At 42.8% G+C, this 26,682-nt stretch carries 20 protein-coding genes; 11 read left to right on the top strand and 9 right to left on the bottom strand.

Translation table 11 applies throughout. The features are described from left to right. Positions 1-69 precede the first annotated feature (69 nt). Positions 70-2,118 carry a WG repeat-containing protein gene (locus tag JMX48_RS02250; protein WP_201533802.1) on the top strand — a complete coding sequence of 683 codons (2,049 nt, stop codon included), beginning with the start codon at positions 70-72 and terminating at the stop codon, positions 2,116-2,118. Positions 2,119-2,168: 50 nt separating this feature from the next. Here JMX48_RS02250 and JMX48_RS02255 read toward each other — a convergent pair whose 3' ends face one another. From JMX48_RS02255 to JMX48_RS02275, 5 genes are all read right to left on the bottom strand, one after another. Further along, on the bottom strand, positions 2,169-2,918 hold the full coding sequence (locus JMX48_RS02255) for a type 1 glutamine amidotransferase (RefSeq protein ID WP_201533804.1): 750 nt from the start codon (positions 2,916-2,918) through the stop codon (positions 2,169-2,171). A 104-nt stretch (positions 2,919-3,022) separates the two neighbouring features. Beyond that, positions 3,023-4,279, bottom strand: a complete 1,257-nt coding sequence (glyA, locus tag JMX48_RS02260) for a serine hydroxymethyltransferase (RefSeq protein ID WP_201533807.1) — start codon at positions 4,277-4,279, stop codon at positions 3,023-3,025. 90 nt (positions 4,280-4,369) lie between these two features. Continuing rightward, complete coding sequence (locus tag JMX48_RS02265) at positions 4,370-4,537, bottom strand: hypothetical protein (protein ID WP_201533809.1); 168 nt, start codon at positions 4,535-4,537, stop codon at positions 4,370-4,372. Positions 4,538-4,842: 305 nt separating this feature from the next. Then, positions 4,843-5,343, bottom strand: coding sequence for a chorismate--pyruvate lyase family protein (locus tag JMX48_RS02270; RefSeq protein WP_201533812.1), 501 nt, complete (start codon positions 5,341-5,343; stop codon positions 4,843-4,845). A 57-nt stretch (positions 5,344-5,400) separates the two neighbouring features. After that, the gene (locus tag JMX48_RS02275; RefSeq protein ID WP_201534133.1) at positions 5,401-6,726 is read right to left on the bottom strand and encodes a GNAT family N-acetyltransferase; all 1,326 of its coding nucleotides are present in this window, start codon (positions 6,724-6,726) and stop codon (positions 5,401-5,403) included. Between the two features lie 713 nt (positions 6,727-7,439). On the opposite strand from JMX48_RS02275, the gene JMX48_RS02280 reads away from it, so the two are divergent. From JMX48_RS02280 to JMX48_RS02295, 5 genes are all read left to right on the top strand, one after another. Next, a complete protein-coding gene (locus JMX48_RS02280; protein WP_201533815.1) occupies positions 7,440-9,659 on the top strand; it encodes an NADP-dependent isocitrate dehydrogenase in 2,220 nt (739 codons plus the stop codon). A gap of 268 nt (positions 9,660-9,927) precedes the next feature. Next, positions 9,928-10,542 (top strand): pseudouridine synthase, encoded by a 615-nt coding sequence (locus JMX48_RS02285; RefSeq protein ID WP_201533818.1) that lies wholly within the window; start codon positions 9,928-9,930, stop codon positions 10,540-10,542. 67 nt (positions 10,543-10,609) lie between these two features. Then, the gene (locus JMX48_RS02290; protein ID WP_201533821.1) at positions 10,610-10,825 is read left to right on the top strand and encodes a DUF6434 domain-containing protein; all 216 of its coding nucleotides are present in this window, start codon (positions 10,610-10,612) and stop codon (positions 10,823-10,825) included. Positions 10,826-10,922: 97 nt separating this feature from the next. Beyond that, the gene (locus tag JMX48_RS14160) at positions 10,923-11,057 is read left to right on the top strand and encodes a hypothetical protein (RefSeq protein ID WP_265088759.1); all 135 of its coding nucleotides are present in this window, start codon (positions 10,923-10,925) and stop codon (positions 11,055-11,057) included. Positions 11,058-11,360: 303 nt separating this feature from the next. Next, entirely contained in the window at positions 11,361-12,170 is an 810-nt protein-coding gene (locus tag JMX48_RS02295; RefSeq protein WP_201533824.1) for a DUF305 domain-containing protein, read from the top strand. Between the two features lie 137 nt (positions 12,171-12,307). On the opposite strand, the gene JMX48_RS02300 is transcribed toward JMX48_RS02295, so the two are convergent. Further along, positions 12,308-14,386, bottom strand: coding sequence for a M61 family metallopeptidase (locus JMX48_RS02300; RefSeq protein WP_201533827.1), 2,079 nt, complete (start codon positions 14,384-14,386; stop codon positions 12,308-12,310). Between the two features lie 329 nt (positions 14,387-14,715). Here JMX48_RS02300 and JMX48_RS02305 point away from each other — a divergent pair, with 329 nt between their 5' ends. Further along, the gene (locus tag JMX48_RS02305) at positions 14,716-15,201 is read left to right on the top strand and encodes an FKBP-type peptidyl-prolyl cis-trans isomerase (protein ID WP_201533829.1); all 486 of its coding nucleotides are present in this window, start codon (positions 14,716-14,718) and stop codon (positions 15,199-15,201) included. Between the two features lie 551 nt (positions 15,202-15,752). Here JMX48_RS02305 and JMX48_RS02310 read toward each other — a convergent pair. Continuing rightward, positions 15,753-17,963: a carboxy terminal-processing peptidase gene (locus JMX48_RS02310; RefSeq protein WP_201533832.1), complete on the bottom strand. Its 2,211-nt coding sequence runs from the start codon at positions 17,961-17,963 to the stop codon at positions 15,753-15,755. Between the two features lie 577 nt (positions 17,964-18,540). Between JMX48_RS02310 and nagZ the strand changes: the two genes are divergently transcribed. Further along, a complete protein-coding gene (gene nagZ / locus JMX48_RS02315) occupies positions 18,541-19,623 on the top strand; it encodes a beta-N-acetylhexosaminidase (protein ID WP_201533835.1) in 1,083 nt (360 codons plus the stop codon). 366 nt (positions 19,624-19,989) lie between these two features. On the opposite strand, the gene JMX48_RS02320 is transcribed toward nagZ, so the two are convergent. Further along, the gene (locus JMX48_RS02320; RefSeq protein WP_201533838.1) at positions 19,990-21,624 is read right to left on the bottom strand and encodes an OmpA family protein; all 1,635 of its coding nucleotides are present in this window, start codon (positions 21,622-21,624) and stop codon (positions 19,990-19,992) included. A 384-nt stretch (positions 21,625-22,008) separates the two neighbouring features. Then, on the bottom strand, positions 22,009-23,673 hold the full coding sequence (locus JMX48_RS02325; RefSeq protein ID WP_201533842.1) for a hypothetical protein: 1,665 nt from the start codon (positions 23,671-23,673) through the stop codon (positions 22,009-22,011). A 539-nt stretch (positions 23,674-24,212) separates the two neighbouring features. Between JMX48_RS02325 and JMX48_RS02330 the strand changes: the two genes are divergently transcribed. The 3 genes from JMX48_RS02330 to purE all read left to right on the top strand — a co-directional run bounded on the left by JMX48_RS02330 (position 24,213) and on the right by purE (position 26,661). Then, the gene (locus JMX48_RS02330; protein ID WP_201533844.1) at positions 24,213-24,821 is read left to right on the top strand and encodes a rhomboid family intramembrane serine protease; all 609 of its coding nucleotides are present in this window, start codon (positions 24,213-24,215) and stop codon (positions 24,819-24,821) included. A 202-nt stretch (positions 24,822-25,023) separates the two neighbouring features. Then, positions 25,024-25,989, top strand: coding sequence for a metallophosphoesterase (locus JMX48_RS02335; protein ID WP_201533847.1), 966 nt, complete (start codon positions 25,024-25,026; stop codon positions 25,987-25,989). A gap of 99 nt (positions 25,990-26,088) precedes the next feature. Continuing rightward, positions 26,089-26,661 carry a 5-(carboxyamino)imidazole ribonucleotide mutase gene (purE, locus tag JMX48_RS02340; protein WP_201533850.1) on the top strand — a complete coding sequence of 191 codons (573 nt, stop codon included), beginning with the start codon at positions 26,089-26,091 and terminating at the stop codon, positions 26,659-26,661. Positions 26,662-26,682: the final 21 nt, after the last annotated feature.

Below are 26,682 nucleotides of genomic sequence, written 5' to 3' on the forward strand. Positions count from 1 at the left end.
AGATATTTGTATGGACTTGATTTCTTTGTTTATATAAAATCAAACTAATGACGACTATTTTGGATATTTATGTTCTTTAATCCGATTTTATCAAAACTGAGCATCAGCATCGCTCTAGCAATAACTGTATTTGCACAAAATGCTTGGGCGGATGATTCATTGACTGAGATATGTAAAAAGCCACCCGTAGCAAACTACGATAGCATTGATTGTTTGAATGAGGGATTAGCGAGAGTAATGCGCACCACCTTTGAAAGCCCATATACTGGCGAGAAATATGGTTATATCAATGCCTCAGGACAGATCGTTTTACCACTGCAATATGATAAAGCTGAGTCTTTCCAAGAAGGTCTAGCGGCTGTCGCGACATCTCGCCCATTGGCAAATATAGTTATGCTACATAAATGGGGCTTTATTGATAAAACCGGAAAAATTATCGCATTATTACAATATGAAAATGTTGATTCTTTTTCTGAAGGCTTAGCTATGGTTGAGAGAAATGGTAGGCACGGATTTATCAATGAAACTGGAGAGGAAGTCATCTCACTACAATATAGCCAAGCTAGTTCTTTTTCTGAAGGCTTGGCTGGTGTTGAAAAGGATGACAAATGGGGATTTATTGATAAAACAGGAAAAATTATTATTCCCATGCAATATGAACGTGTCTATGAGTTTTCTGAAGGCTTAGCTCTTGTCGAAAATGAAGATAAATATGGCTTTATTAATCGACAAGGCGACGAGGTTATCCCTTTAAAATACGGCGATGCAACCTCTTTTAGTGAGGGATTAGCCAGTGTATCCATGACTGAACGCTGTCCCTCCTCAGATAATAATTATGGATTTATTGATAAAAAAGGAGATTTTGTCATTCCAAAGCAGTTTGATAGCGCTTACTCTTTTGAGCAGGGTATCGCACGGGTAGAAAAAGAGGACAAATGGAGTCTTATTGACTCAAGTGGCAATAAGATTACTCCTATACAGTACAGTGCTATTGAATTTTTCGATGAAGGTCTAGCCCGCGTTGAGAAAGACTATAAATTCGGTTTTATTAATAGGGCCGGTTACGAAATCATACCCACAAAATATGATTCTGTTGAAGACTTTAGTCAGGGATTAGTCATCGTCACTAGAGAAGAAAAAAAGGGCGTTATTAATAGTGCAGGAAAGGTCATTGTGGCTGTAGAATTTGACAATATCTCGCACACTGCCGACGGTATTATACATATCTCTCAAGCAGGCAAATCTGGCTTTTTAGATGCGTCAGGCAACGTCATCTCTCCACCACAATACGATGAGGCTGGTGTGTTTATTGAGGGTCTAGCGTGGGTTAAAAAGGGCGATAAATATGGTTTCATTGACAAACTAGGTAACGCCGTTATCCCTCTGCAATATGAAAAAGTTTTAGACTTTAATGAAGGCCTAGCTCCTGTCACTAAAAACGGTAAATCAGGGTTTATAGATACGGCAGGCGCTATCGTAATTCCTCTACAATATGACTATACTTGGCATTTTGATAAAAGCTTATTGGCAGTTGATATAGAAGATATGATGGGACTAATCAATAAATTTGGCCAAGTGGTCATACCTTTAGAATACGATAATATTGGTATGTTTGAAGCGGGCTTGGCGCCCGCTAAAAAAGACGGATTATGGGGCTTTATTGATACTGAAAATAAAACCGTTATTCCCTTTAAATACGATAAGGTTGAGCCTTTTATCGATAACATCGCTCTTGTCACCAAAAATGATCAGGTAGGCTTGGTAGATAAATTGGGTAAAGAGATTGTACCAGTACAGTTCAGTGATCTTAAGTTTTTAGATTTGACGTATATTAATTTTTTGGATGAAGATATAGAAGGTTCTACGACCTTTAAATTAGAAGACGAGCAAGGTAATACTCTAGCTATAGTAGATAACAAAACGAAATTTTCAGAAGATAGCTTATGGTACTTTGAAGGAGACATCACTGGTGTGAAACAAGACGCGCAGTTAGGATATCTCGATAATGACATCGCCATTATTCCGCAGAACCAAGACGCTATAAAGCCTTTTAATAAAGGCGTCATACTTGTTAAAAAAGACGGTCGGAGATTTTACATCAAAGCAGAAATGAACTGACCAAAAAAAACCGCCTAGCAACAGCTAAGCGGTTTTTTATTGCTTCCGGATTATTGACCAGATTTCACCAAGTTATCTAGGATTGTTGAAAGCCATGCGTTGTTATCTTCAATGTAATTATCACCTAACTCTACGATCTCATCAGCCGATTGAACGGAGTCAGGATGCTCAAGCCTTGCCTCTTTTATATACGTCTGTCCATGCGCTACCATATCTACCATGCTCTTTTTGGTGACTTCAAAATGACATTGCCAACCAAGCACCCACGTACCTAACGCTTTATGTTTTGGCGTTTGATAGATAAAACCTTGATTGGCCCAAGCTTGTGACGTTGCAATTGGCGTAGCGCCTTCAGGACACTCAAAACCATCGCCATGCCAATGAAATACAGTAAATTCCTCTTTTGGTAGCTCTTTTAGCAGCGGATGCTTTAACCCTTGTTTGGTCAATTGAATGGGCAGCCAGCCAACCTCTTTTATACCAGATGGCGCAACGTTTGCACCCAAACTATCTGCTATTAACTGTGCACCTAAGCAAACACCAACTACCGTTTTTCCTTCTTCGATACTTTGCTGAATGAAAGCCTTTTCATCAGCTAGCCACTGAAAATCTACTTCATCGTGAATGCTCATTGGTCCACCCATAATGATCAACCAATCAAAACTGTCTTGAGCGGGTAATGGGTTATTTTTATAAAAATGAGTGACAATAATGCTGTGACCTTGCCTATCTGCCCATTGTTTAATATAGCTAAGTTCTTCAAAATCAACATGGTACAAAGCATGGATTCGTAGCGTCATCAAGTTATCCTTTTATTAAAAAATAAAAACCGCCTAGCAAACGCTAAGCGGTTTTTTTGTTAACCAATCCTCACAGAGCGTTGGCTACCATTAAAGCAACTGGCTTACTGGTTTTTTTCGTAAACGGGCAATTCTTTGCAGATCGCTTCTACTTTGCCACGTACTTCAGTGGCAACCGCTTCATCACCGCGACTGTCTAGCACGTCACAGATCCAACCGGCCAAATCACCTGCTTGCGCTTCGTTGAAGCCACGAGTAGTAATCGCTGGCGTACCGATACGAATGCCAGACGTCACGAATGGTGATTTTGGATCGTTTGGTACGGCGTTTTTATTGACGGTAATGTGCGCATCGCCAAGCCATTTATCTGCTTCTTTACCCGTCATTTCTTGCTTAACTAAGCTGATTAGCATGAGATGGTTTTCAGTGCCGCCAGAGATGATTTCATAACCGCGATCTTGGATGACCTTTGCCATTGCTTGGGCATTTTTGACCACTTGCTGTTGATACGTTTTAAAGTTGTCTTCTAGCGCTTCTTTAAAGCAAACCGCTTTTGCCGCGATGACATGCATCAACGGGCCACCTTGGTTGCCTGGGAATACGGCAGAATTAAGCTTTTTGGCCAGCACTTCATCACGTGCCAAAATCATACCTGAGCGCGGGCCACGTAAGGTTTTGTGCGTCGTGGTGGTCACCACATCAGCGAAAGGTACTGGGCTTGGATATACGCCACCAGCAACCAAACCAGCCACGTGTGCCATATCAACGAGTAAATACGCACCTACTTCGTCAGCGATGTCACGGAAACGCTTCCAGTCAACCACTTGCGAATACGCTGAAAAGCCAGCGATGATCATTTTTGGCTTGTGCTCGCGGGCCAGGCTGTCTACTTGGTCATAATCGATATGACCTGTTTCTTCGACCAGCCCATACTGTACCGCGTTGTAGTTGATGCCTGAAAAGTTGATATGCGCGCCATGAGTCAAGTGACCACCCGCGTCTAGACTCATACCAAGTACGGTGTCATTGGCTTCAAGTAATGCTAAAAAGACGGCAGAGTTTGCTTGGCTACCAGAATGCGGCTGGACGTTAACGTACTCAGCACCGAACAATTCTTTTGCACGGTCAATGGCCAATTGTTCAACGACATCAACATGCTCACAACCACCATAATAGCGCTTACCAGGATAGCCTTCAGCATATTTATTGGTGAGATCCGTGCCTTGTGCTTCCATGACTGCTTGCGAGCAGTAGTTTTCAGAAGCAATCAATTCGATATGGTTTTCTTGACGAACGCTTTCTGCGGCCATCGCTTCAGCAAGTACGGGATCAAACTCTTTGATAGATATATCTTTAAACATAGTGATGTCCTAAGTAGTGACTGTCGTTAAAAAACGTGATGAAAAAACTGTCATTGAAAAAAAGCTGATAGCTTTCCCACAATAAAACCACTACTGCGTAAATAGCGCTGAGTACTGTTGCATCTCAGCGTACCGCTCGCTTGTATTGGGAGTATTATGGACAGGCTTTATTAGCAAATAATTAATAGGAGTAAGCGAGGGCAATGCGTCTGTCAGTGGCTTATCCAATTCGGCAATAAACTCGATCCGTGCTTGCATCGAAAGCATCGCTAAACATTAAGTGTAACATGAAAATTTATGCGGTGAGCGCAAAAAAGCCGTCCCTTAAGCGAAGCAAATTAAATGGCCATATAACGCAGATAAATAGCCAATAAAATAAATGGTTTACCCATTGTTAGCGCGTGATGCCATCTATAGTCAATTCAATTTGAAAGTGGTACAAGAACCGAGTGCAGATCTATAGTCGAATATTTCAAACGAGGTTAACGCTGTCGCATTTTATAGTGGACTGACACTATTTTATAACGACTGTTTCATAATAATGTCTATCAAACGTATATTTATTAAGCGAGATTGGACAGAAATGCAGGCAAAAATATTTCGCTGATCAGTAATTTGCGGCCATACCAATCATAACGCGTTTGCCGTTGCCAGCCCGCGCGACTATGTTGAATAAAGCGTTGATTGGGCAGCGTACGACTGCGTTTAAACAGCACATAACCGATGGGTGTGCCCTTGAGCTTTTGTAAACGACGCGCCCGACCTGTCAGGCTCGGTAGTGGAAAAACACTCTGCGCCTGCACCCACGGTCGCGCGTCATTGCCATAGAGTTGCACCTCACGTACCCACGCCAGCATGGGACGGTTAAGCATCGCACCTTGCACGCCCAGTTGTTTTTTTTGTGCTAAGGACAACGCTCTATACCCTTCAAAGCGACGTTCTACGCGCAATGGCTGCTGTGCTTTAACCTCAAGCATGGCAGTCAAAGAACCTTTCGCATGAAGCCATGGTATTAGCTCAGCGGGCGGTAAAAGATGATTAGAAGAAAAAAAATTGCTGGACATAGTTAACGGCTAATAGTAAGTTTTTGGATAGTAGATAGACAAGGATGATGGGTTATCTTAGGTATCACTATCAAATTCAGGCATATTATCGGCGTTAAATGGTAACGCTTCAAAAGCTTGCTGGCGATACTGCGCCATATACAATCGGTCTTTGGTACAGAAATCACTAATCGCTGGCACAAAACGCGAATCATAAATACGGTGAAGAGAGTGCGTCGTCGTTGGAATAAAACCACGAACCAGCTTATGCTCTCCTTGTGTGCCCGGATCAAAATACGTCAAACGTTGCTCGATGGCAAACTCAAGACCTTGATAATAACACAACTCAAAATGCAAGCTGTCGTACTCACCCAGCGCCCCCCAATAGCGACCGTATAAAGTCGCCGTATCACTGACACTGTCGCTATTCGGGTCATCGTATAAAAATAAACTACTGGCAATAATATCACCATTTACATCTAGCGCTTGTGCCAGCATGAGATTTGCAGACAAGCTGCGTGCCAATGCCATAAAAAAGTCGATGGTTAAATACGGCTGCTGACCGCGCACCGCATACGTCATAACATAACAGTGATAAAACGCTTTCCAGTCCTCATCATTAATCTCGTCGCCGCATTTGCGCTGACAAGTGATGCCTTGCTCGGCGACCTTGCGTCGCTCAGCACGGATGGTTTTGCGCTTTTTGGCTTTGAGTGTCGCCAAAAACGCCTCAAAGTCTATAAAAGGCTGGCTGTCTCTGAGTAAATCTTTGTTTTGCCACAAAAACTGACACCCTTGCCGCTCCAGTATCGGCATGTCGATAGCTACTGTCTCTAGACCCTTGTCTTGGGCTGCTATCGCAAGCGCGACGTCAATATCAGTCGGCATGGCGGTAGTCGCGATAGAGGCCAGCTCAGGCGTGACAAACAATCCATGCCAGCTTGAAGCGCCCACTTGCTGAGCGATATCATCCACGCCCGCGATTGCTGCTTTTATAATTTCCTCATTTAAAGTCTCACCTTTTGCCAACCAAAGGCGCTGACCTGTAATCGGTGTATAAGGTGCGCTTGTGACCAGCCTAGGATAGTAATCGACGCCGTAACGCGCGTAGGCTTCTGCCCATGCGTGATCGAACACAAACTCACCACGATGATGACCTTTTATAAATACTGGCATTACAGCAACGGGCTGCGATACGTCTGCTGCGTCTTTTGCTTTGTCATCGGTGTCCGCGACGCGATGCACCAAAATAAATATCGGCAACCAACCTGCCTGCTCGCCAATCGCACCTGTATCGATGAGCGCCTGCCAAAAGGCAAATGACATAAAAGGCGTATCAGGTGTTTGCCAGTCCGTTTGGGTCTGCCAACTGGTGTCATTAATTAACGCGTACTCTAAACTCATACTCATGGCCACTATCTATTTATTGATAACCCATTGGTTAATCACCTAGCCTAGCAAATTTTGGCCAGTTTGCTGTCACAATTTGCAAAAAATTGCCGTATTTAATGAAAACCACCAATAGGACTATAGGCAGTTTTTTATAATGGTTATTTTTTAGCATGATGCAAATGTGTAAGAAAACTTGCTATAAAAACTGATACAAAGACAGGATGCTCGGTCTAAAATAGGATGGCACACCTTTGAAATAGCGCGATGCTGGTATAAGTCTCGCTTGCTGGCTGCATGCAATATAGTCGCGACATCTCAAAAAATTTTTCTTAGTCATACTGCGTTTTTTTGGCATTAGAAAAACACACCTTGTATGGAAAAGGTGATATTGCAGCCGATGGCTGGTAGAATAAGGTTGTTATTAGCTTAATATAATTCAAACACATAGGATATGAGCGAAAACAGTATACTTAGTTCACTATACGAGATTGACATCACCGTTAACTTATAGTGGATTAACGACTTAGCAGTAATTGCATACCGTCTCAAAGCACCGTTAATGACCATTAAAAAAGAGACGTATTAAGTAATTTCAGAAGATTCTAAGCGGCCAGATATGATGAACGTGATCATATCGTTCAACATTGCATAGTACCAGTTAAATATATTCAACGTCATATTTGAGCTTTATTTTTAACTCCAGCCTAAAGGAAGACACTACTAAAATGTCAAAAATCATTTATACAAAAACGGACGAAGCCCCAGCGCTAGCCACTTTATCATTTTTGCCTATCGTTAAGGCTTTTACGCAAACAGCGGGTGTTTCTGTTGAAACCACCGATATCTCTGTTGCCGCACGAATACTGGCTGAATTCCCTGAGTACTTAAAGGAAGATCAACGCGTTCCTGACAATTTGGCTGAGCTGGGTCGCCTAACGCAAGATCCAAACACCAATATCATTAAACTGCCTAATATCAGTGCTTCTGTACAGCAGCTAAGAGCCGCGATCAAAGAGCTACAAAGCAAAGGCTATGCCATCCCTGATTTTCCAGATGATCCCAAAACGGATGAAGAAGAAGCCATTCGTAAGCGCTATGGTAAAAATCTAGGCAGTTCTGTCAATCCCGTTTTGCGTGAAGGTAATTCAGACCGCCGTGCACCAAAAGCGGTAAAAAACTACGCGCGCAAACATCCGCACTCTATGGGTGAATGGAAGCAGTGGTCAAGCACACATGTATCGCACATGCACAATGGTGACTTTTACGATGGCGAGCAGTCTATGACTTTAGACAAAGCCCGTACCGTGCGTATGGAGCTGTTGACTGATGCTGGCGAGACAAAGGTACTAAAACCAAAAATCGCTTTGCTAGACAAAGAAGTAATCGACCTTATGTTCATGAGCAAAAAATCGCTGCTTGAATTTTATGAGAAAGAAATGGAAGATTGCCGCGAAGCCGGTATTTTATTCTCCTTGCACGTCAAAGCCACCATGATGAAAGTTTCGCATCCTATCGTGTTTGGACATGCGGTTAGAATTTATTATAAAGACGCCTTCAAAAAACATGGTGCGTTGTTTGATGAGTTAGGTGTTAACGTCAATAACGGTATGGCAAGCTTGTACGAAAAAATTGCAGAGCTGCCAGCCAGCAAACGTGAAGAGATTGAAAGCGATTTGCATGCTTGTCAAGAACATCGCCCACGTCTTGCGATGGTTGATTCAGCAAAAGGAATTACCAACTTTCATTCACCCAGTGACGTGATTGTCGATGCATCTATGCCAGCAATGATTCGCGCAGGCGGTAAAATGTGGGGCGCTGATGGCAAAATGTATGATTGTAAAGCGGTCATGCCAGAATCTACCTTTGCTCGTATTTATCAAGAAATGATTAACTTCTGCAAATGGCATGGCAATTTTGATCCAACCACGATGGGTACGGTTCCTAACGTTGGCCTAATGGCTCAAAAAGCAGAAGAGTACGGCTCGCATGACAAGACATTTGAATCTAGCGAAGCAGGTATCGCTCGTATTGTCGATATTGATACGGATGAAGTATTGCTTGAACAGCGTATCGAAGAAGGTGATATCTGGCGCATGTGTCAAGTCAAAGATGAGCCTATCCAAGATTGGGTAAAACTTGCTGTCAGCCGCGCACGCGATTCAGATACGCCTGTCATCTTTTGGTTAGACCCATATAGACCACACGAAAACGAATTGATCAAAAAAGTTAAAATGTACTTAAAAGAGTATGATACCGAAGGTCTGCATATCGAAATCATGTCACAGGTTCGTGCCATGCGTTATACCTTAGAGCGTGTCGCTCGTGGTCTGGATACGATTTCTGCGACAGGTAACATCTTAAGAGACTATCTGACTGACTTGTTCCCAATTCTAGAGTTAGGAACGAGTGCTAAAATGCTATCAGTTGTTCCACTGATGAAAGGCGGCGGTTTGTTTGAAACAGGCGCTGGTGGTTCTGCACCAAAGCATGTTCAGCAGCTGGTCGAAGAGAACCATTTACGCTGGGATTCATTGGGTGAGTTTTTAGCCTTAACGGTGTCTTTGGAGCATTTGGCCAAAAACGACAATAATACTAAAGCGCAAATATTGGCGGACACGCTTGATAAGGCCACAGAAAAACTGCTGTTAAATGACAAATCACCGTCACGCAAAACGGGTGAGTTAGATAACCGTGGTAGTCATTTCTATCTGGCTATGTACTGGGCAGAAGAGCTGGCTGCACAAGATCAAGACGCCGATCTAAAAGAGAAGTTCTCAGCGCTGGCGCAAAATCTTGAAAGCAATGAGGCCGCTATTATCAAAGAGTTGAATGATGCTCAAAACAAATCGGTTGACATCAGAGGCTACTATTTGGCTGATGAAAAACTGGCTGAACAAGTGATGCGCCCAAGTACTTTGTTTAACGAAGCCCTAGCTTCTTTGTAAGCGCTTTCTTTATAATGTGCTAAAGATAGCTTGGCTTAAGCAGATTTTATCCAAAGGCTTTACGCCGGCTTAAGTCAAAGTAAGTAAAACACCCCGCAGGTCTTAGATCTTCGGGGTGTTTTTTTGGGCGATAAAAAACTATTGAAAAATAGCTTTATCATTAAAATACGGTGAAAACGCTACTCAGCCGCGCTATATCGCTTTTAAAGTAAGTTGACTATATACTGCAATGATTCATCACCGATTTGAATGTAGGAAATATTATTTTATGTCGACCTCTAGTCTCATTTTATTTAATAAACCTTATGGGGTACAAAGTCAGTTCCGTAATGACGACAACAATGATCACACCACCCTATCACACTATTTTACGGATAAATCCTTGCGAGTGGTGGGCAGGCTTGATGCGACCTCGGAAGGCTTACTGATTTTAACGAGTGACGGACGTGTCAATAAAGCCATTACTCATCCACCAAAAGCCAATGCTGGACGTAAACAAGGCAAAACTTACTTGGTGCAAGTTGAAGGAACAGCAACCACAGCACAGTTAAATGAGCTGGCCTCAGGCGTTCAACTAAAGGATGGCAAAACACTGCCAGCGACGGCACTGATGGTAGAAGAAGTTGATTTACCCGTTGATTTATGGCAACGTGAGCCACCTATTCGTGAGCGTAAAAATGTACCAACGTCATGGTTGCTGCTGACGATTTACGAAGGTAAAAACCGCCAAGTGAGACGTATGACCGCTCATGTTGGATTGCCTTGCTTACGCTTGATTCGCTGGTCGGTTGCAGGGTTCGAATTGGGTGACTTGGCTGTTGGTGAGTTTGTGCGCGTTCATTTAAACAAGGAACATTATCAGCAGTTAGGAATTACTCAGTAGCTGGTTCGCTAAATTGATGGTTAAAGCATTATATATAAAAAGGTTTCAACACTGAGGTTCCAATATTATGGAAAAGGTTGATTGGCATAAAAATCATATTGATGACAAGACATTGATCACAGATAGCTATAAAACAACCCAGAATGTTCGTCGATATTTTGAATCTAAGTTTGGTGCACCGTGTAAGTTTGACCGTGACTTTATGCATTGGATGAAAACTGCAACGGGTTTGACCATGGGCGACGCGTCACAAGAATGGATTAACCGTCAAAAACAAAAGTAAATCACTCAATTCAAATAACCTGTAATAGGGATATTATGATTGATGGGCGCATTATAGGATTTTATATAGTAAAACGTTAAATGATAAGAAGCGTTTTATGGAAGTAAATGAAATAAGTACAACCTCAGGTCTAGTCGAGCAATTACATTGTTTGCTAATTGGCTGTGTCGAGAGTGGCGCATCTGTGGATTTGTTAACGCCAGTCGATGAGCAAGAAATACGATCATATTAGTCATCTGTAGAAGAAGATTTTGAATCAATCACAGCTGGACTAAATGGAGCTGGTTGTATGTGAAGGATTATGAGTTATGCGACCTTTCGATTAGAAGGAATACGAATGCGTGATATTCTAGATGGCAACGATGGTATTCTTTAAAGCCATCAAGCATTAAAAGATAGAATGCGCCCCCTTTACGAATTTTCAAACACTGCGTCTCGAATGAGTAAGGTTTATCTGCTAAGATTTAGCACTTAATTGGTTATGTGTAGTAAATTTCAGCCAATTATCATTTAATTTTTATAATAGGGATATGTCATGATTGCTCCTCGTCGTGTTGTTTTGTTGGTTACCAGTATTTCTGCGGCGCTTATACTGAGTGCTTGTCAGCCGACAAAAAACAACAGTGAAGCAGCATCTGAAAATGACATCACGCCACCAGTCACGGACATAGCTGACACTCAAAACAACATCGAAGATGATGGGCTTATAGAAAATGAAGACGACGTGAATGACACACAAATGACCGACATACTCAGAGACTATACGAGGTCGATGACAAAAATGCATGATGAGATGATGGTTGGTATGAGTTATAACGACCCTGATACTGCTTTTGCTAAAGCGATGCTTGGTCACCATCACGGCGCGATAGACATGGCAAAAATTCAACTGAAATATGGTACGGATGATACCATGCGTCAGCTTGCCCAAGACATTATCGATGCCCAGCAGGCTGAAGTCGATATTGTAAATAAATGGCTCGCCAGCCATCCTGATGCGTCCAAACCTAAGCCAAATACTGAGACGATGCAGCAGGCCTATGCTAGGAGCATGGACGTCTTAAATGGCGAAATGGTATTGGGTATCGCCGATCCGGTGCCTGACATGGCGTTTGCCCGCGGTATGCTACCCCATCATATTGGCGCAGTAGAGATGGCAAAAATCCAGCTAAAATATGGTACCAATGAAGAGATGCGGCAATTGGCTCAAGATATCATCGATACCCAGCAAGCCGAGATTACAGTGATGCAAGATTGGATTGCAAACTTTGAAAAGAATGAAAATATTAACGATGAGCTTAGTGAAACAGAAGATGAGAATAACATTAAGCCGCCTGTGACCTAAACGCTCATTTATTTTAACTTCTCTATAAAATATCAAAAATCTCGAAGCTAATGACAGAAAACCCCTGCTAATTATTATTTTTAGCAGGGGTTTTTATGTTTAATGAGCGTAATTAAGAGTCACGGAAATCAATGTACTTAAACCTGATAGCGATTCATGGCATCAAGCCATGGTTGCCAGCTCGCTTTTGCTTGTAGACCATCCTCGTGATTTTCTGAGAAGCTATCCCCTTCTAGCAAATGCAGACTTACTTTATGCGGAAAGCCTTCCTTAGTAAGATTATTAATATCACTGTCTTGCTGATCGATATTCAACATAGTCTGCGGCTGTACATTGACACGCATCAACTCATCACGGCGAAAAACATAACACTCAACATCGCGCTCTGCGGTACTCAGTGACGCCAGCTGTTTATTGTCCGCTTTGATACCGTCAATCGCGATAATGATATCATTCGCTGAGAGTCCAGCTTTAGCAGCCGCACTATTACGTTGTACGCGACTAATCTTGAGTCCAGCAGGCGTGTCCGTACAGCGCATGCCCCAAGGCACATGCTTATCAGCCGTCTCTTTGGTGTTGGTACGAATCTTGATACCATTGGCTCTTAGCATGGATTCAAGAGGTAGCTCCTCAACGCCATTGACATAACGCTGCTCAAAATCTTCCCAATCCGCTATTGGCATAAACTGCCCAATGACGACGCCCATATCGGCACTACTGATACCAATACGTTTGTTATCGTTTTGCTTGGCTTGCGCATAAAAAGCTTTGACCACATCAAATAAGCGATAGCGACCCGCACTCTTTTGTAGCAACGTTAGATCCAAACATAACGCCACCAGCGCCCCTTTGTTATAGTAGCTGATACCAGCATTGCCTGTATTTTCATCACTGCGGTACAGCTTGATCCACGCATCAAAACTCGACTCGGCGATGCTTTGGTGTGCGCGGCCTGGAGTTTGATAATAGCGGTTGATTTGTTCGGCCAGTAATTTGAGATAGCTTGGTTTATCAATCACGCTGGACGCTTGCAACATAAAGTCATCGATATAAGAGGTAAAACCTTCAAACACCCAGAGCAATGGCGTATAAGCTTCACGGCGCAAATCCACTTTTAACATGACATCTGGACGTACAGTTTTGACCCACCATGAGTGAAAATACTCATGGCTACATAAGCCCAAAAAGCGCTGATAATCGGTGCTTGGTACTTTTGGTTCATGGATACTCGGTAAATCGCGGCGCGGCGTAATGAGGCTGGTCGAATTGATGTGTTCAAGACCGCCATAATCTTGACCACTGGCGAACGTCATAAAAGTATAATCGTTAAAGGACGCATCACCCAGCCAATCTAGATAAGTCTGGCAAATCTGGGTCACATCTTGCTGTAGCCTGCCCATATTGGCGCTGTGCTTCCCTGACAGATAAAACCTGTGAGATAACGTTTGATGCGCATTGTCTTGGATAATAAAATCAAACGTATCTTGTTCTGCGATTTCAAAAGGATAGTCAATAAGCTCGTGATAGCTATCTGCTTGTAACGTATAACTGTGTTTAACATTGTCGTGCTTAACATTGTCGCGTTGGGCATTGCCGCGTTTAATATTATCGTGTTGATCCTCGTCGTATTGAGCATCACTGGGCTGCTCATCAAGGCGCAAATGAGTATACGGCAGACCACACGCCAGCATCACACGACTGCCCTCTTTGTCTGCCAAGAACGCAGCGGGGACGATTAAACTTGCCTTTACTGGCATGAGTTCTTGACCGTCAATTGCCAATGCCAAGGAAGTAAAGTTACCATACAAACGCTGCTGATCGACATAAGCCGTTCGCACAGATAAATCATAACAGTAGACTTCATAATCCACGAGGATCGTCTGCCCTACTTTGGCGTTGGGAAGCTGCCAAGTGTTCTTATCTGTTTTTTGTGCTCGATAAGTCTCAGACTGTTTTTCATCATCAATGATACGATATTGCACCGCCGTAATGTTTCGAGCAAACTCACGCATCAAATAACTGCCGGGAATCCACGCTGGCAGCCAAAGCTGGGGCGTGTCAGTCGTTGCCGTAAAGTTAATTGATACATCAACCAAATGCTCAAAAAAACGCGCGAAATCGAATCGATAGCTAATATCAGCTTTTATTTTGGTATGAGTATTCAGTGTACTAGTATCGGTTGACTGAGTATGAGAAGTATTGGCAGTTGAATTCATGTTTTTTTATCCTTGTTTTATTGTTATGGTAAAAGTCTTGGCGCAAAAACGCAACGGACAAACCGTGAATACGTAATAGTCACTACTAAAACACAGAAAACAGCGTTTTTTTTATAAAATATGCCATTTATTAGTATTAAATGGCATTTTTTATTGTTTTCACCTTGAAAGTTATATAACCCATCTCAATTAAAGACGCTAACTGCTAAAGTTACTTTAATAAACTGATGATAATTGACTAATGACGCGCCTATTTGGCTTGCCAATTGGATTTTTTAGGTTTATTGCAACGTATTTAATTTTTTACATAGATATATTTAGGATAACTTATGACTACTATCGCAAAAGACACAGCCGTCACATTCAATTACACACTAAAAGACGACGAAGGCAACATTCTTGACCAATCACCAGAAGGTCAACCACTTGCTTATTTGCATGGCCATAGCAATATCATTCCAGGCCTAGAGCAACAGTTAGAAGGCAAATCTGCTGGCGAAAAAGTCAACGCAGTTGTAGAGCCTGCTGACGGTTACGGCGAATACCAAGAGCAAGCGGTACAACATGTGCCACGTGATAACTTCCAAGGTGTTGATGATATCCAGCCTGGTATGCAATTTCAGTCAGAAGCTGGCGGCCAAGTAATGCTGGTTACTGTTACTGATGTAAATGATGATGAAGTGATTGTTGATGCAAACCATCCATTAGCTGGTAAGCGTCTAACATTTGATGTTGAGATTCAAGAAGTACGTGCAGCCACTGAAGACGAACTCAACCATGGCCACGTACATGGTGCTGGTGGCGTTGAGCACTAATCTCTTTTAGAGCTCAATGAGAAAGGTTTAGACGATACGTTGATGATTGAGCGTATCGTTTAAACTAAAAAGGTCAGTGGCTTTGTCTACTGACCTTTTTTTGTGATTATCATTTATAAATTCTTTAAAAAATTACGATGTGCAATTTCTATCGATCACGCTGCTATAGTCAGTGAAAAGTAATGTCGATACATCACGCACTGCTGCTATCAATAACGCTTCTATAGACGTAACAAAGCCGCACAACGACAAGCGTTATGCGGCTTTTATTACCAACCATCCATGTTAACGTTATATGATACCTAATCCCGAGATATCTTATAACTGACAGGCATCCAGCCTTATTATCCTTAATTTCGTAAACCATCTATCCCTGATGCGACCTTTAAGATACCAATCCCTAGTATCATGAACCTTTTCGTTCAATCGTGCCGTGCATTTATAATCGCAGATTGACGCTTAGTTAGTAAGAGGTTTAAGCGTCAATTGATGTAAGCATATGCTTACACGCACTTTACAAAATATATTTTTTGATTTACAGCGTTCATTTTTTAGAGCTTTTCTTTTGGACTGAGCAAAACCTCAGGCTCAGCGCTAAGCATGATGTAAGCTGCTTCATTGATGAAAGCTTCGTCTTCAGGTAACTCTGTACGCTCAGCAGCTTTCATGCGACTACGCTCTTCAAACTTTGCATCCATCGCGGCTTGATAAGTATTCCAGTTCGAATATGGGCTCTCACCAGTGGCGATGAGACGTCTGTTTTCAGCTTCCAATGAACGCTTTTCAATCAATTGCATCTTGGCACGACGACTATTGATATCGAGAGGGATAGCTTTTTTCTCATCATCCATATCACGAATATCATTTAGCGCTGATAAATAAGTAAACTGTGGATTTTGCTCTTGACGAATTTTGGACTGCTGATTAAGTGTCGCTAGCGTATTGGCACTAAACTTCCCTTCAGGCTTATAGGGTGCGGTTTTGATAGTGTCCCACGGTAAGGCATTTTTCTGCGCGCGCTCACCAAAGGTTGCGTCATCATAGATATTAACCAATTCTACATCAGGTACGACCCCTTTATTCTGCGTACTACCACCAGTGATACGGTAGAATTTACGCTGAGTCAATGTGGCAGAACCCAAAGCCAAATTATCCAGCTGAATCTGTGCAGAACCTTTACCAGTTGTCGTACTACCCACCACTACTCCACGTCCATAATCTTGGATAGCGGCTGCAAATATCTCACTCGCTGAGGCAGAGGCTAAGTTGGTGATGACCGATAATTTGCCACTATAAAGTTGCTCACCGCCATCGTCATCACGGTAGACTTGGATATTACCGCGATTGTCACGGATTTGTACCATTGGTCCACTCTTAATGAAGAATCCGAGCATTTTGGCAACTTCATCTAGCGAGCCACCAGGATTATTACGTAGATCAACCACTAAACCATCGATATTTTCTTTATTCAATTCTTTTAACGCTTTTTCGGTATCGATGCTCACGCTGCGATAATCTTCTCCATTGCGGCGTGCACGGTAGTTCAAATAAAAGCTTGGTATTTCAAGAACACCAATACGTTTTGGTGTTTTATCAATATTGGGTCGCTGTATTTCTACGACGCGATGGGTGACACCCGACTCTTCTTGTTGAATAATATCACGCACCACTGTCACGTTACGGGCGCTGGCGTCCGGTGCATTAGGCTGACGCACTTTAATCGTCACCGATGTGCCGCGTTTACCGCGAATCAAACTGACAATCTCACGCGTTGACCAACCGACCACATCGGTCATGTTTTCACCATCTTTTGCGATACCAATAATCAAATCATTGGGCTTAATCTGCCCAGATTTCGCAGCTGGACCACCATCCACTAAGGTAACGATTCGGGTATAATCTGGATTTTTACGATCAGGACGAATAGAAACGCCAATGCCTTCTAATTGTAAGCTGGACTGGATTTGTAACTCATTGGCTTGCACTGGCGCGTAATAATTACTGTGCGGATCATAAGTCAGCATCGCCGTATTTAAGATAGTTTCCATGATCTCATCATTGGTGAGACGCTTAAACTGCTCTTGCTGCCGTGATAAACGATTTTGTAAAATCTGACTTGGCGTGCGCTGATCATTACGAACCAAATCCTGCCCACGAGTGATGTCTGGGTTGCTTAAAAATACTTTTTCTTTGGCTTTCTCGTCTTCTTGACCCAAGGTAATACTCATCAACTGAAATTTCAGCTGACGTGCCCAATAATCACGCTGCTCTTTTTGGGTTTTAAAATGGCTGAGTTTTTCACGGTCGAGCACGATGGTATCTTTACTGGTCAAATCGAGCTTCGTTTTTAGCATTTTACTCGCCATAATAAAGTACTCATTTGAACGTTTGCGATAACGCTCAAAAACGTCTACCCCTGCAGACAAGTCACCACGCTTCAATCGAGCACCGAATTCATCAGCGTATTTTTTCTTAAACTCATCGACATCAGACTGCAAAAATAAGGTATGGTTTGGATCAAGGCTATCAATATACATAGACAGAATCTCGCCACCCGTTTTACTGTCTAACGGTTGATTGAGATAGTGGCTACGATCCAGCAAGGCTGCTACTTGACGCGTGGTGACTTTTTGTTCAGGTGTCTGTACAAAGCCTTCGGTATTGGTTTCGGCTACGGCGGTGCCATAGCTTTGGGTGAGAATAATACCGGCGATGCCCACTGACGCTGCACTGAGTAACCACTGTGCTGGTTGTTTTTTCATCATATATACCTAGTTATATTGAAGTTAATAATATTATTTGTGTTATCAGAATTAAAAATTATTGAGTCAGTTTTTGCCGATAAATCTTATTTTTTCTATTATTCGAGCACTTTGTTATTGATCATTATCTACTAAATATTTATTTAAATATTTAATTAATTACAGCCTCTAAATCTTGTCGTTGACTGCTAGTATATCGCTAAAAATCAATCGATATTATCATGGGTATAAACAGTGAACTGTCTCAAACTGTATAAACAATCTTACACCCAACGCCTGCACATACCAAACTTTCTATTATATTTATTGCACCCAGCTATCGGAATCGATTGTTGATGTTTTAATGCATCGCCGCGAATTGATTTGCACCCATTAATCTGCCACATTATACGCCATTAACAATACCTGTCATAATAAGGCTGTTTTGATAATAGGTCAGCGATGTCATTTATTATCTTCTATTTTTAAGCACCTCTATAACTTAGTATTTCTATAACTAAGTATACCTATAAATAAGTATTCTTATAACTCAGTATTTCCATAATATGACAATGTATCACATCACAAGGATTATCCTATGTACGGCGTTTTAATGATTGATATCGACAGTACCACACTGACGGCTGAAGATATTGGCTTAATCAAACAAGCACAAATTGGTGGCGTGATATTGTTTGCACGTAACGTCGCCGATGCCGCGCAAGTACGAGCATTGTGTGATGAGATACGCTACCACAATCCTGATATATTAATCGGAGTCGATCAAGAAGGTGGCCGCGTCGCACGACTACGCAAAGGCTTTACGCCGTTACCTGCGATGGGCCGGCTCGGTGATTTATTCAACCAAGAACCAAACCGTGCGCTCAATTGTGCTTATGACTGTGGTTATCTGATGGCAGCAGAAGTACTGGCGGTGGGTATTGATTTGAGCTTTGCGCCCGTGCTCGATAGAGACGGCATCAGCCAAGTCATCGGTGATCGCAGCTTTCATCATGAGACGCAAACTATCACCGCTTTAGCAACCCAGTTTATGCGCGGTATGAAAGCGGCTGGCATGGCGACCACTGGCAAACACTTCCCTGGTCACGGAGCTATCGCGCCTGATTCACATGTGTCAGAAGCCATCGATACACGCAGCTTAGATGAAATCATCAATAGCGACATGCAGCCATTTGCACAAACACTACCATGGTTAGATGCCCTCATGCCCGCGCACGTGATTTTTTCGCAAGTAGATAACAAGCCAGCAGGGTTCTCCAAAATTTGGCTAAAAGATATCATTCGTGATCAGCTTAAGTTTGATGGCGTCCTCTTCTCTGATGACTTATCGATGGCAGGAGCAGAAGCGGCAGGCGATATCAGCGCTCGCGTGAAAGCTGCTATTAAAGCTGGTTGTGATATTGCGCTGGTCTGTAATGATCGAGTTTCGGCTCATGAAGCGGCAGAGGCGGCACAGGATTTGCCTTATCCCAATCAAAAACGTATTAAAACGATGTGTGGCGATATTCCTATTTGGCAAGGCGATCTTGAGTCTACTTGCCAGCAGTTTGACTATTGGCAGCAAGCCAAACAAAACGTCACGCAGACTTTCTTTAATACGCCATTAGAGAACTCCTCTGGAGATGCTACTGCTTTAAAAGATCCTACTATTTATAAATAAATAATGAATGCAAAATATAGTCAATTCTAAATAAAGTAAGGTCAAATATTATTGAGTATAAATATTACCACACGCTACTGGTATAAATTTTACTTGCTTGCTGTGCCTGCGCAGACAGAGGCGGCGCAAAACCTATCCCAGTAGCATTGTGCTTGTTTTACAGTGAATCGACTATACAAGGATTACGCAAAAAAGTATTCTGCTGGTATCTGCTTTTAAATTGAATCAATCATATCTATAAAATCCAGCTCATCACATATCGTTTTACCAAAATAAAAACCGCTCCTTTATAAGAAGCGGTTTTTTTAGTCATTGATAATCATCTGCTCATTTTGAATAAGCGAGAACTAGACAAGCGATAAAATATTATTTCGCTGGATCTAACGCAGTACCTTGAGTGGCATCATCACCATCTGGCAATAAGTCATCATTATCGCTGTCTAATGGGTTTAGATCTGGATTAAGCGCATCATTACTGATTGCCATGCCATCATTTGCTGCATTAGGTTCAACATTTACCACCGTCGATCCACCATTACCCATTGTCGCTTCCTCATAGACCACAAACTCAATACGGCGGTTGCGGAAGCGACCTTGTTCAGTAGAGTTATCAGCGATAGGATCGGTCTCACCCATGCCTTTGGTGACCAGTTTACTGGCATCAGCGCCTTTTGACACCATGTAATCCTTCATCGCCTGAGCACGCTCTTGTGACAGCTTCATATTATATGGGTTGCTTGCGGTATTATCAGTGTGACCGATTATGCTTAGCGTCATATCTGGTACTTGTTTCATGATCTCAACGGCACGGTCTAAGATCGCTTTATTGGCATCAGGAATAATGTCTTCATCCACGGCAAAGTTCACTACTTGCAGATTCAACGCACGGGCAACATCACGAGGATTTGGGTTTTCGCCAAGGTTGTTCATTGCCATGTCAGCGGCGGCCAAGCTATCATCAATTTCACTTTGCTCGTCTAATGGCCCTTCAGCTGTTACCGTCATCGCGGGTGCAGCGGCTTGTAGGTCAGCCACTAACTTATCGAGCGCGGCCGCATCTGGCGCATTGACAGTAATGTTATTGCCTTCGATGACCATGCTGGCGTTTGGTACGTTTTTGATAATAGGTAAAATAGTCGCAAGTTGGGCAGCGGCTGGCATATCTACGGCAAAATTATCATCGACATCCGCACGGCATTTATTGGCCTCATCACCGAACGCACTGGTCAGCGCATTCATAACGGTGGTCTGTAGCGTCTCGTCACCAACGCTCATACGGCAGGCGTACAATTCATTGTTTTCACCAGTAGCGATAGTTAACGAGGCAGGCTGAATATCCGCTGCCACTGCTTGCTCACCACCTTCATTCGCTTGCTGCTCAGTTGCCATTGGCGTAGCGACAGGCTCAGGATTTTCTTGACAACCACGAAGCAGTGCCCATGCCAATGCACCTAAGATAATCAAACCAATGATAGGCAACAGTGCTTTCAGAAAGCTACCCGACTTTTCTTCTTCGCGTTGTAGAGGCGCTGTGCTAACGGTATCAGATATGCGTTCACCAGCAACAGGCGTTGCCGCGAGCATGCCAGCTGGTAAGACCGTACTGGCCCACACTGGAATATGATGCTGATAACTAGCAAGGTTGTCATTCAAGAATTGTGGTACGGGAGTCGCCCCTGCCAAGCTCTTGATTTCATGAAAAGCAAGCGGCGCTGCCATCGCGATTAAACCGCGAGCGGCTGTTTGATCAACATTATGCGTGCTGGCCAATTCACGTGCGATTTGATCACGATGCGAATCATCTGTCCAAACACGGTCATAAAACCCTTGATCATCACGAGCGATATTTTCGCTGGCGAAGCGACTATAAGTTTCTTGGTCAGCAAGACGAGCAGCAAAAACAGCGTAAAACTGCTCAAGCAAGTTCTGCTTCGCTGGGCTATGGTCATCGCCTAATACCGCAGGACTCACGGTGCGTGTCAAATGATTGATAATATCCATAATATGTTTCCTCCATTACTTATTAATATAATTTGAATGATAAAAAATAAAATCACAGTGTGAAATTTCGATGTAGAAATTTTTGATACAAAATAAGAGCAAAAATCCTGACAGCTAAAATGATCGAGAGCGATATTCAGTCTTTGTTATTATAAAAATATTGTGTCTATTTTCACAATGAAGGCGCTGTTGTACAAATGATACGTTAAGTAATGTTTCAGCCGCTACTCGTAACTATAAATACGTCGGCATACAAACCAATAACATATAGTCAAGCCTAAATAAAATAAGACCAAAGACTATCACGCGCTACTGGTATCGATTTTATATTGAACTGACTGTCGTAATTAATAATGACGGTAATCGTATATATAAAAACAGCCGTTATCTTACTTGCGCTGGCTCAGCAACGATGACACTACTCGCCATATCGTCTACTTCTGATTGTGAGATAGGACCCGACGGCCTGTTGTTTGTAGGGCCATTGCTACTTGAATTACGAGGTATATTAGTGAGATTGCCGTTATTACTGCGCACCGGATTATTGCGTGCTGGTGCAGGCATCACACTATCGCCCGTATTGTCATCTCCTGCTTGGTACTCTCCAGCACCCGCACCATTATTGCTTACATTACCATCAGAACTATTCGCATTATTGCTATAACCGTCGTTGTTATAAGCGTTGTCTACCACGTTAGCATTGGAATCAAACTGATTGTTGACCCCGTTCATGCCTGACATATTATTTGCAGTATCACCATTAGTATTCGGCAATGGTAAAGGCGCAACACTATCTATGGTCATGGTTGGTGCCAACGTACGTATATCTGTAGCCAGTCGTTGCAATAACAAATTATCTGGCGCTTCTAAAATGAGACGGTCATTTTGCAAATGCAGACGGGCAAACGGTATCGGTCTGAGCAAAGTCAGGATATTGGACAACGCCTCGGTAGGTATATTCGCTATGCTGTTTGCGATGCCCGCTTGTACGGTCAATTCACAAATACTCGCTTGCTCACCAAAACTGGTATTGAGCGCCTGTTGCAACGTGCTTTGTAGTGCTTCATCGCCAATTGTGCCGCTACAAGTGTATAGACTACCGCTGTTGTCCACCCCAACGATTAGCTCAACGGGTGTCATGACTTGTGCTGGCGGCGCTAGTGGCGCTACCACAACGGGCTCTGTTACCACTGGTTCTACCAGTGGTACGCTATTAGGTCTGGTTAATATTGCCCAAGCAGCAAGCCCTAGCGCTGCAATGGCGACTATCAATAAAAACACCCTTATCAGTAGATCATTGCGCTGATTGCGGGTACGCACTTTTTCGTGCTTCATACTGCTGTTTTCTGCCCAATGATGTGCCGATGGATTGACATGAATAGCATCGGTATTGTCACCAAAATGGGTCTCAGTATTTTCTAGATGACGGCTTTCTACATTGCGACTTTCTATATCGTTATTTGCGATATCGGCACTTTTTATATTGGTATTTACTATATCAATATTTTCTACATAGGACGCTGTAGATGCAGCGATTGCGCTGGTGCTTGGAATAGACTGATGCATACCACCCAAAACAGTATCGACCATTGGCACAGTATTAGCGTCTGTAACGATGATAATAGGTGCTGACCATATCGGTAGATACGGACGCAATGCTGCCTGCTCTGCCTGCAAAAACGCTGGCAAAAACTGTCCATTGGCCAATATTTTGAGCTCACGATAAGCCAGTGGCGCGGCATTGATGAGCAGCTGTAAGGTAGTAGACGTATCAATATGATGAGTGGTTGCCAGTTCTTGGACGATAACTTGCCGTGTCTGTTGATCTTGCCACAGCTGTTCAAACAATGAGATTTCTGTTGCTCTGCTCGCAGCAATCACCTCATCAGTACGAATTAATTGTGAGTAAACCTGAGGCACTGCCAATCGCGCTGCTAAAATGGCATAAAACTGCTCAAGCAAACTAACATAAGCCACGTTATCCTTGATGTCGCTGTCGCCTAACACCGCTGGTGTAACGGTTTTTTCTAATTGGTCGATCATACTCATAGATTATTGCCTCTTTCGGCCTTCACTTTAAATCTACAAAAAAATGAGGTGTTTATTTTATTTATAACCATCTTACTTTAGGATATTTCTATTATTTTTCACCATTGTCATCAAGATATAGTCGATACTGAATAAAATGGATACACGATACTACCCTGCGTGACTGGGGTAAATTTTTCTTGCTTGCTGTGCCTGCGCAGACAGAGGCAACTTACAAACGTATGGTTTTTTGATTTTTGCTCACAGAGTTACAAGCGTAAACGAACAACTTATACGAGAGTTCTACTAAAACATCCTAAAAACGCATCGTTTTGTCACATAATAGTTTTTTGTATTAGGCTAACTACTGTTAGTATAACTTTATTATTAATAGCTATACCTAATAAAGTGACTAATAATAAAGTGCCTAGCAATAAAGCGCTTAGCAATAAAGTCATCGGTTATGTTTAGTCATTACCCAGCCGTACGCTTAGGCTTAGGCTTTGAACATTGTCATTTATAACATTGTCATATATCAGGCACGTCCTAAGGATTTTCCTTTGTTTAACCACACGACTCTTATCATTATTATTACTGTTATTGTCAGCTTATTGGCATGGCAAAACAAGGCGTTATTTAATCGACTGATTTTTTATCCACCAGCGGTAAACAATGGCCAGTGGGATCGTTTTGTCACTCATGGTTTTATCCATGCCGATAGTATGCACCTACTCTTTAATATGTTTACTTTATACTTTTTTGGTCGTGCTATCGAAGGCCTGTATCAACCTTTCTTATTTGGTTATGGTTTTGTGGTTTTTTATGTATTGGCCATTATCGTTGCGATGATTCCAAGCTATATTAAAAATAAAAATAGTGCCAGTTATTTAAGCCTTGGTGCCTCAGGCGGTGTATCAGCCGTCTTGTTTGCTTTTATTTTGCTAGCACCGTGGGAAAAAATCTATCTCTTTGCCGTTGTTCCTATTCCTGCGATACTTTTTGCGGTGGCTTATATCGCTTATAGCATCTATGCTGATAAACGCGGCGGCTCAAATATCAATCATATGGCACACTTATGGGGCGGGGCGTTTGGTGTTATCGCCACGATTATTTTAGAACCAAAAGTGCTGTTACACTTTATCAATGCCTTATTGTCGCCTGGTTTTTAGATATAGTATCTCTGAATAAAATACAGTATCTCTGAATAAAATTAGCAGAAATAACTATTGGCAAAAGTAATTGATTGTAGAACTGGCAATCGTCATGAAATTAAATATGACAACTGCTTAAAGTCCGTTTGAATGGCTATTTGCCTTATAGTATTATCTTACGTTTTGCACCCTTTTACACACTAAGATTTGATAGTTAATTATGATTATAGATGTTATTGGTGACATTCACGGCTACGCAGACAAGCTTGTTGGTTTGCTCACTCAGTTAGGTTACCGCCATAACGGTCAGTACTTCATGCCACCAGTCGGCCATCGAGCGTTATTTATTGGTGATTTGATTGACCGTGGACCACAGCAAGTCGCTACCTTGGAGATTGTATTTGCCATGTTGGATGCCGATGTGGCTGATGCGGTGATGGGCAATCATGAATATAATGCATTGGCCTTTGCCACGCTTGACCCTCAAGACTCCACCCAATATTTACGCTCACACAACGACACACATTTACGCCAGCATGAAGCATTTTTGGCCGAAGTCCCGTTTGGCTCAGACAGCCATCAGTATTGGCTACAGCGCTTTTATGAGCTTCCTTTGTGGTTTGAGAATGACTCTGCCTGCTTTGTGCATGCCTGCTGGGATGTCGATAGCATGGCTGCATTAAAGCCGTTATTGACAGAGGATAATCGCTTAACGCAGCACGCACTCATTCTAACCTCCAAAGAAAACACTGTGCCGTTTGACGCGCTAGAGCGGGTATTAAAAGGCGTAGAAACGGCGCTACCTGATGGCATGGTAATGGTCGATAAAGAAGGCACTAAGCGCACTAGAGTAAGAGTTCGCTGGTGGCTTGATAAGCTAAATACCCGCACGCTTATTGAGGTGGCACGTGCACCTTTGTCCGCATTGGCACAAATTCCAAATGATGCCTTGGCCGAAAATATCGACTTTGCGCTTAAAACTGATAAACCTGTGTTTGTCGGACATTATTGGCTGACAGGGACGCCTGAACCGCTGAGTCCGCAAGTTGCCTGCACCGATTATTCGGCAGCGGTAGATAGTGGTTATCTCACTTGTTATCAGATTGATACTGAACAACCTTTGCCATTGAACGCCAGTCATTTTGTACAATACCAGCATGATGATTATGCCAGTACAAACCAATAAAATCAGCGCTATTGCTGCCGCTTCGCTATTAAACATTAAACTTGGCTTTACGAAGACGGCAAAACTTTTGTATGATGGTCGTTTTAAGGATATCAAAGCATGAGCACTACATCGGCTATCATGTCAGCTACCACCGATACTGTTGAGCAAAACGCACCTATCACCTCTCCTGCTGGTCAGCCAAAAGTTGGCATCATTATGGGATCGCAATCTGATTGGGCAACCATGAGCGCCGCTGCACAGTTGCTAGCAGACTTCGATATCGCCTTTGATTGTGAAGTGGTTTCGGCACACCGTACGCCTGATAGATTATTTGATTATGCCAAAAGCGCGAAAGGCAACGGCTTACAAGTTATCATCGCTGGTGCGGGCGGTGCCGCCCATCTGCCGGGTATGTGTGCCAGCCAGACGTCACTGCCTGTCTTTGGTGTTCCTGTAAAGTCCTCTATGCTGAGCGGTTGGGACAGCTTACTGTCTATCGTACAAATGCCTAAAGGTGTCGCTGTTGGCACGTTAGCGATTGGTGCAGCAGGCGCTTATAATGCCGCGCTTCTTACGATTCAAGTACTGGCCTTGCATGATGAATCGATTGCTACTAAGCTAGACCATCTGCGTGCCACGCAAACCGACACCATTCTTGCCAGCCCAACGCCTGGTATTATCAACAATTAATCTCGTTGACTGTTAATAATT

This window comes from Psychrobacter immobilis (genome assembly GCF_904846225.1).
Lineage (GTDB): Bacteria > Pseudomonadota > Gammaproteobacteria > Pseudomonadales > Moraxellaceae > Psychrobacter > Psychrobacter immobilis_F.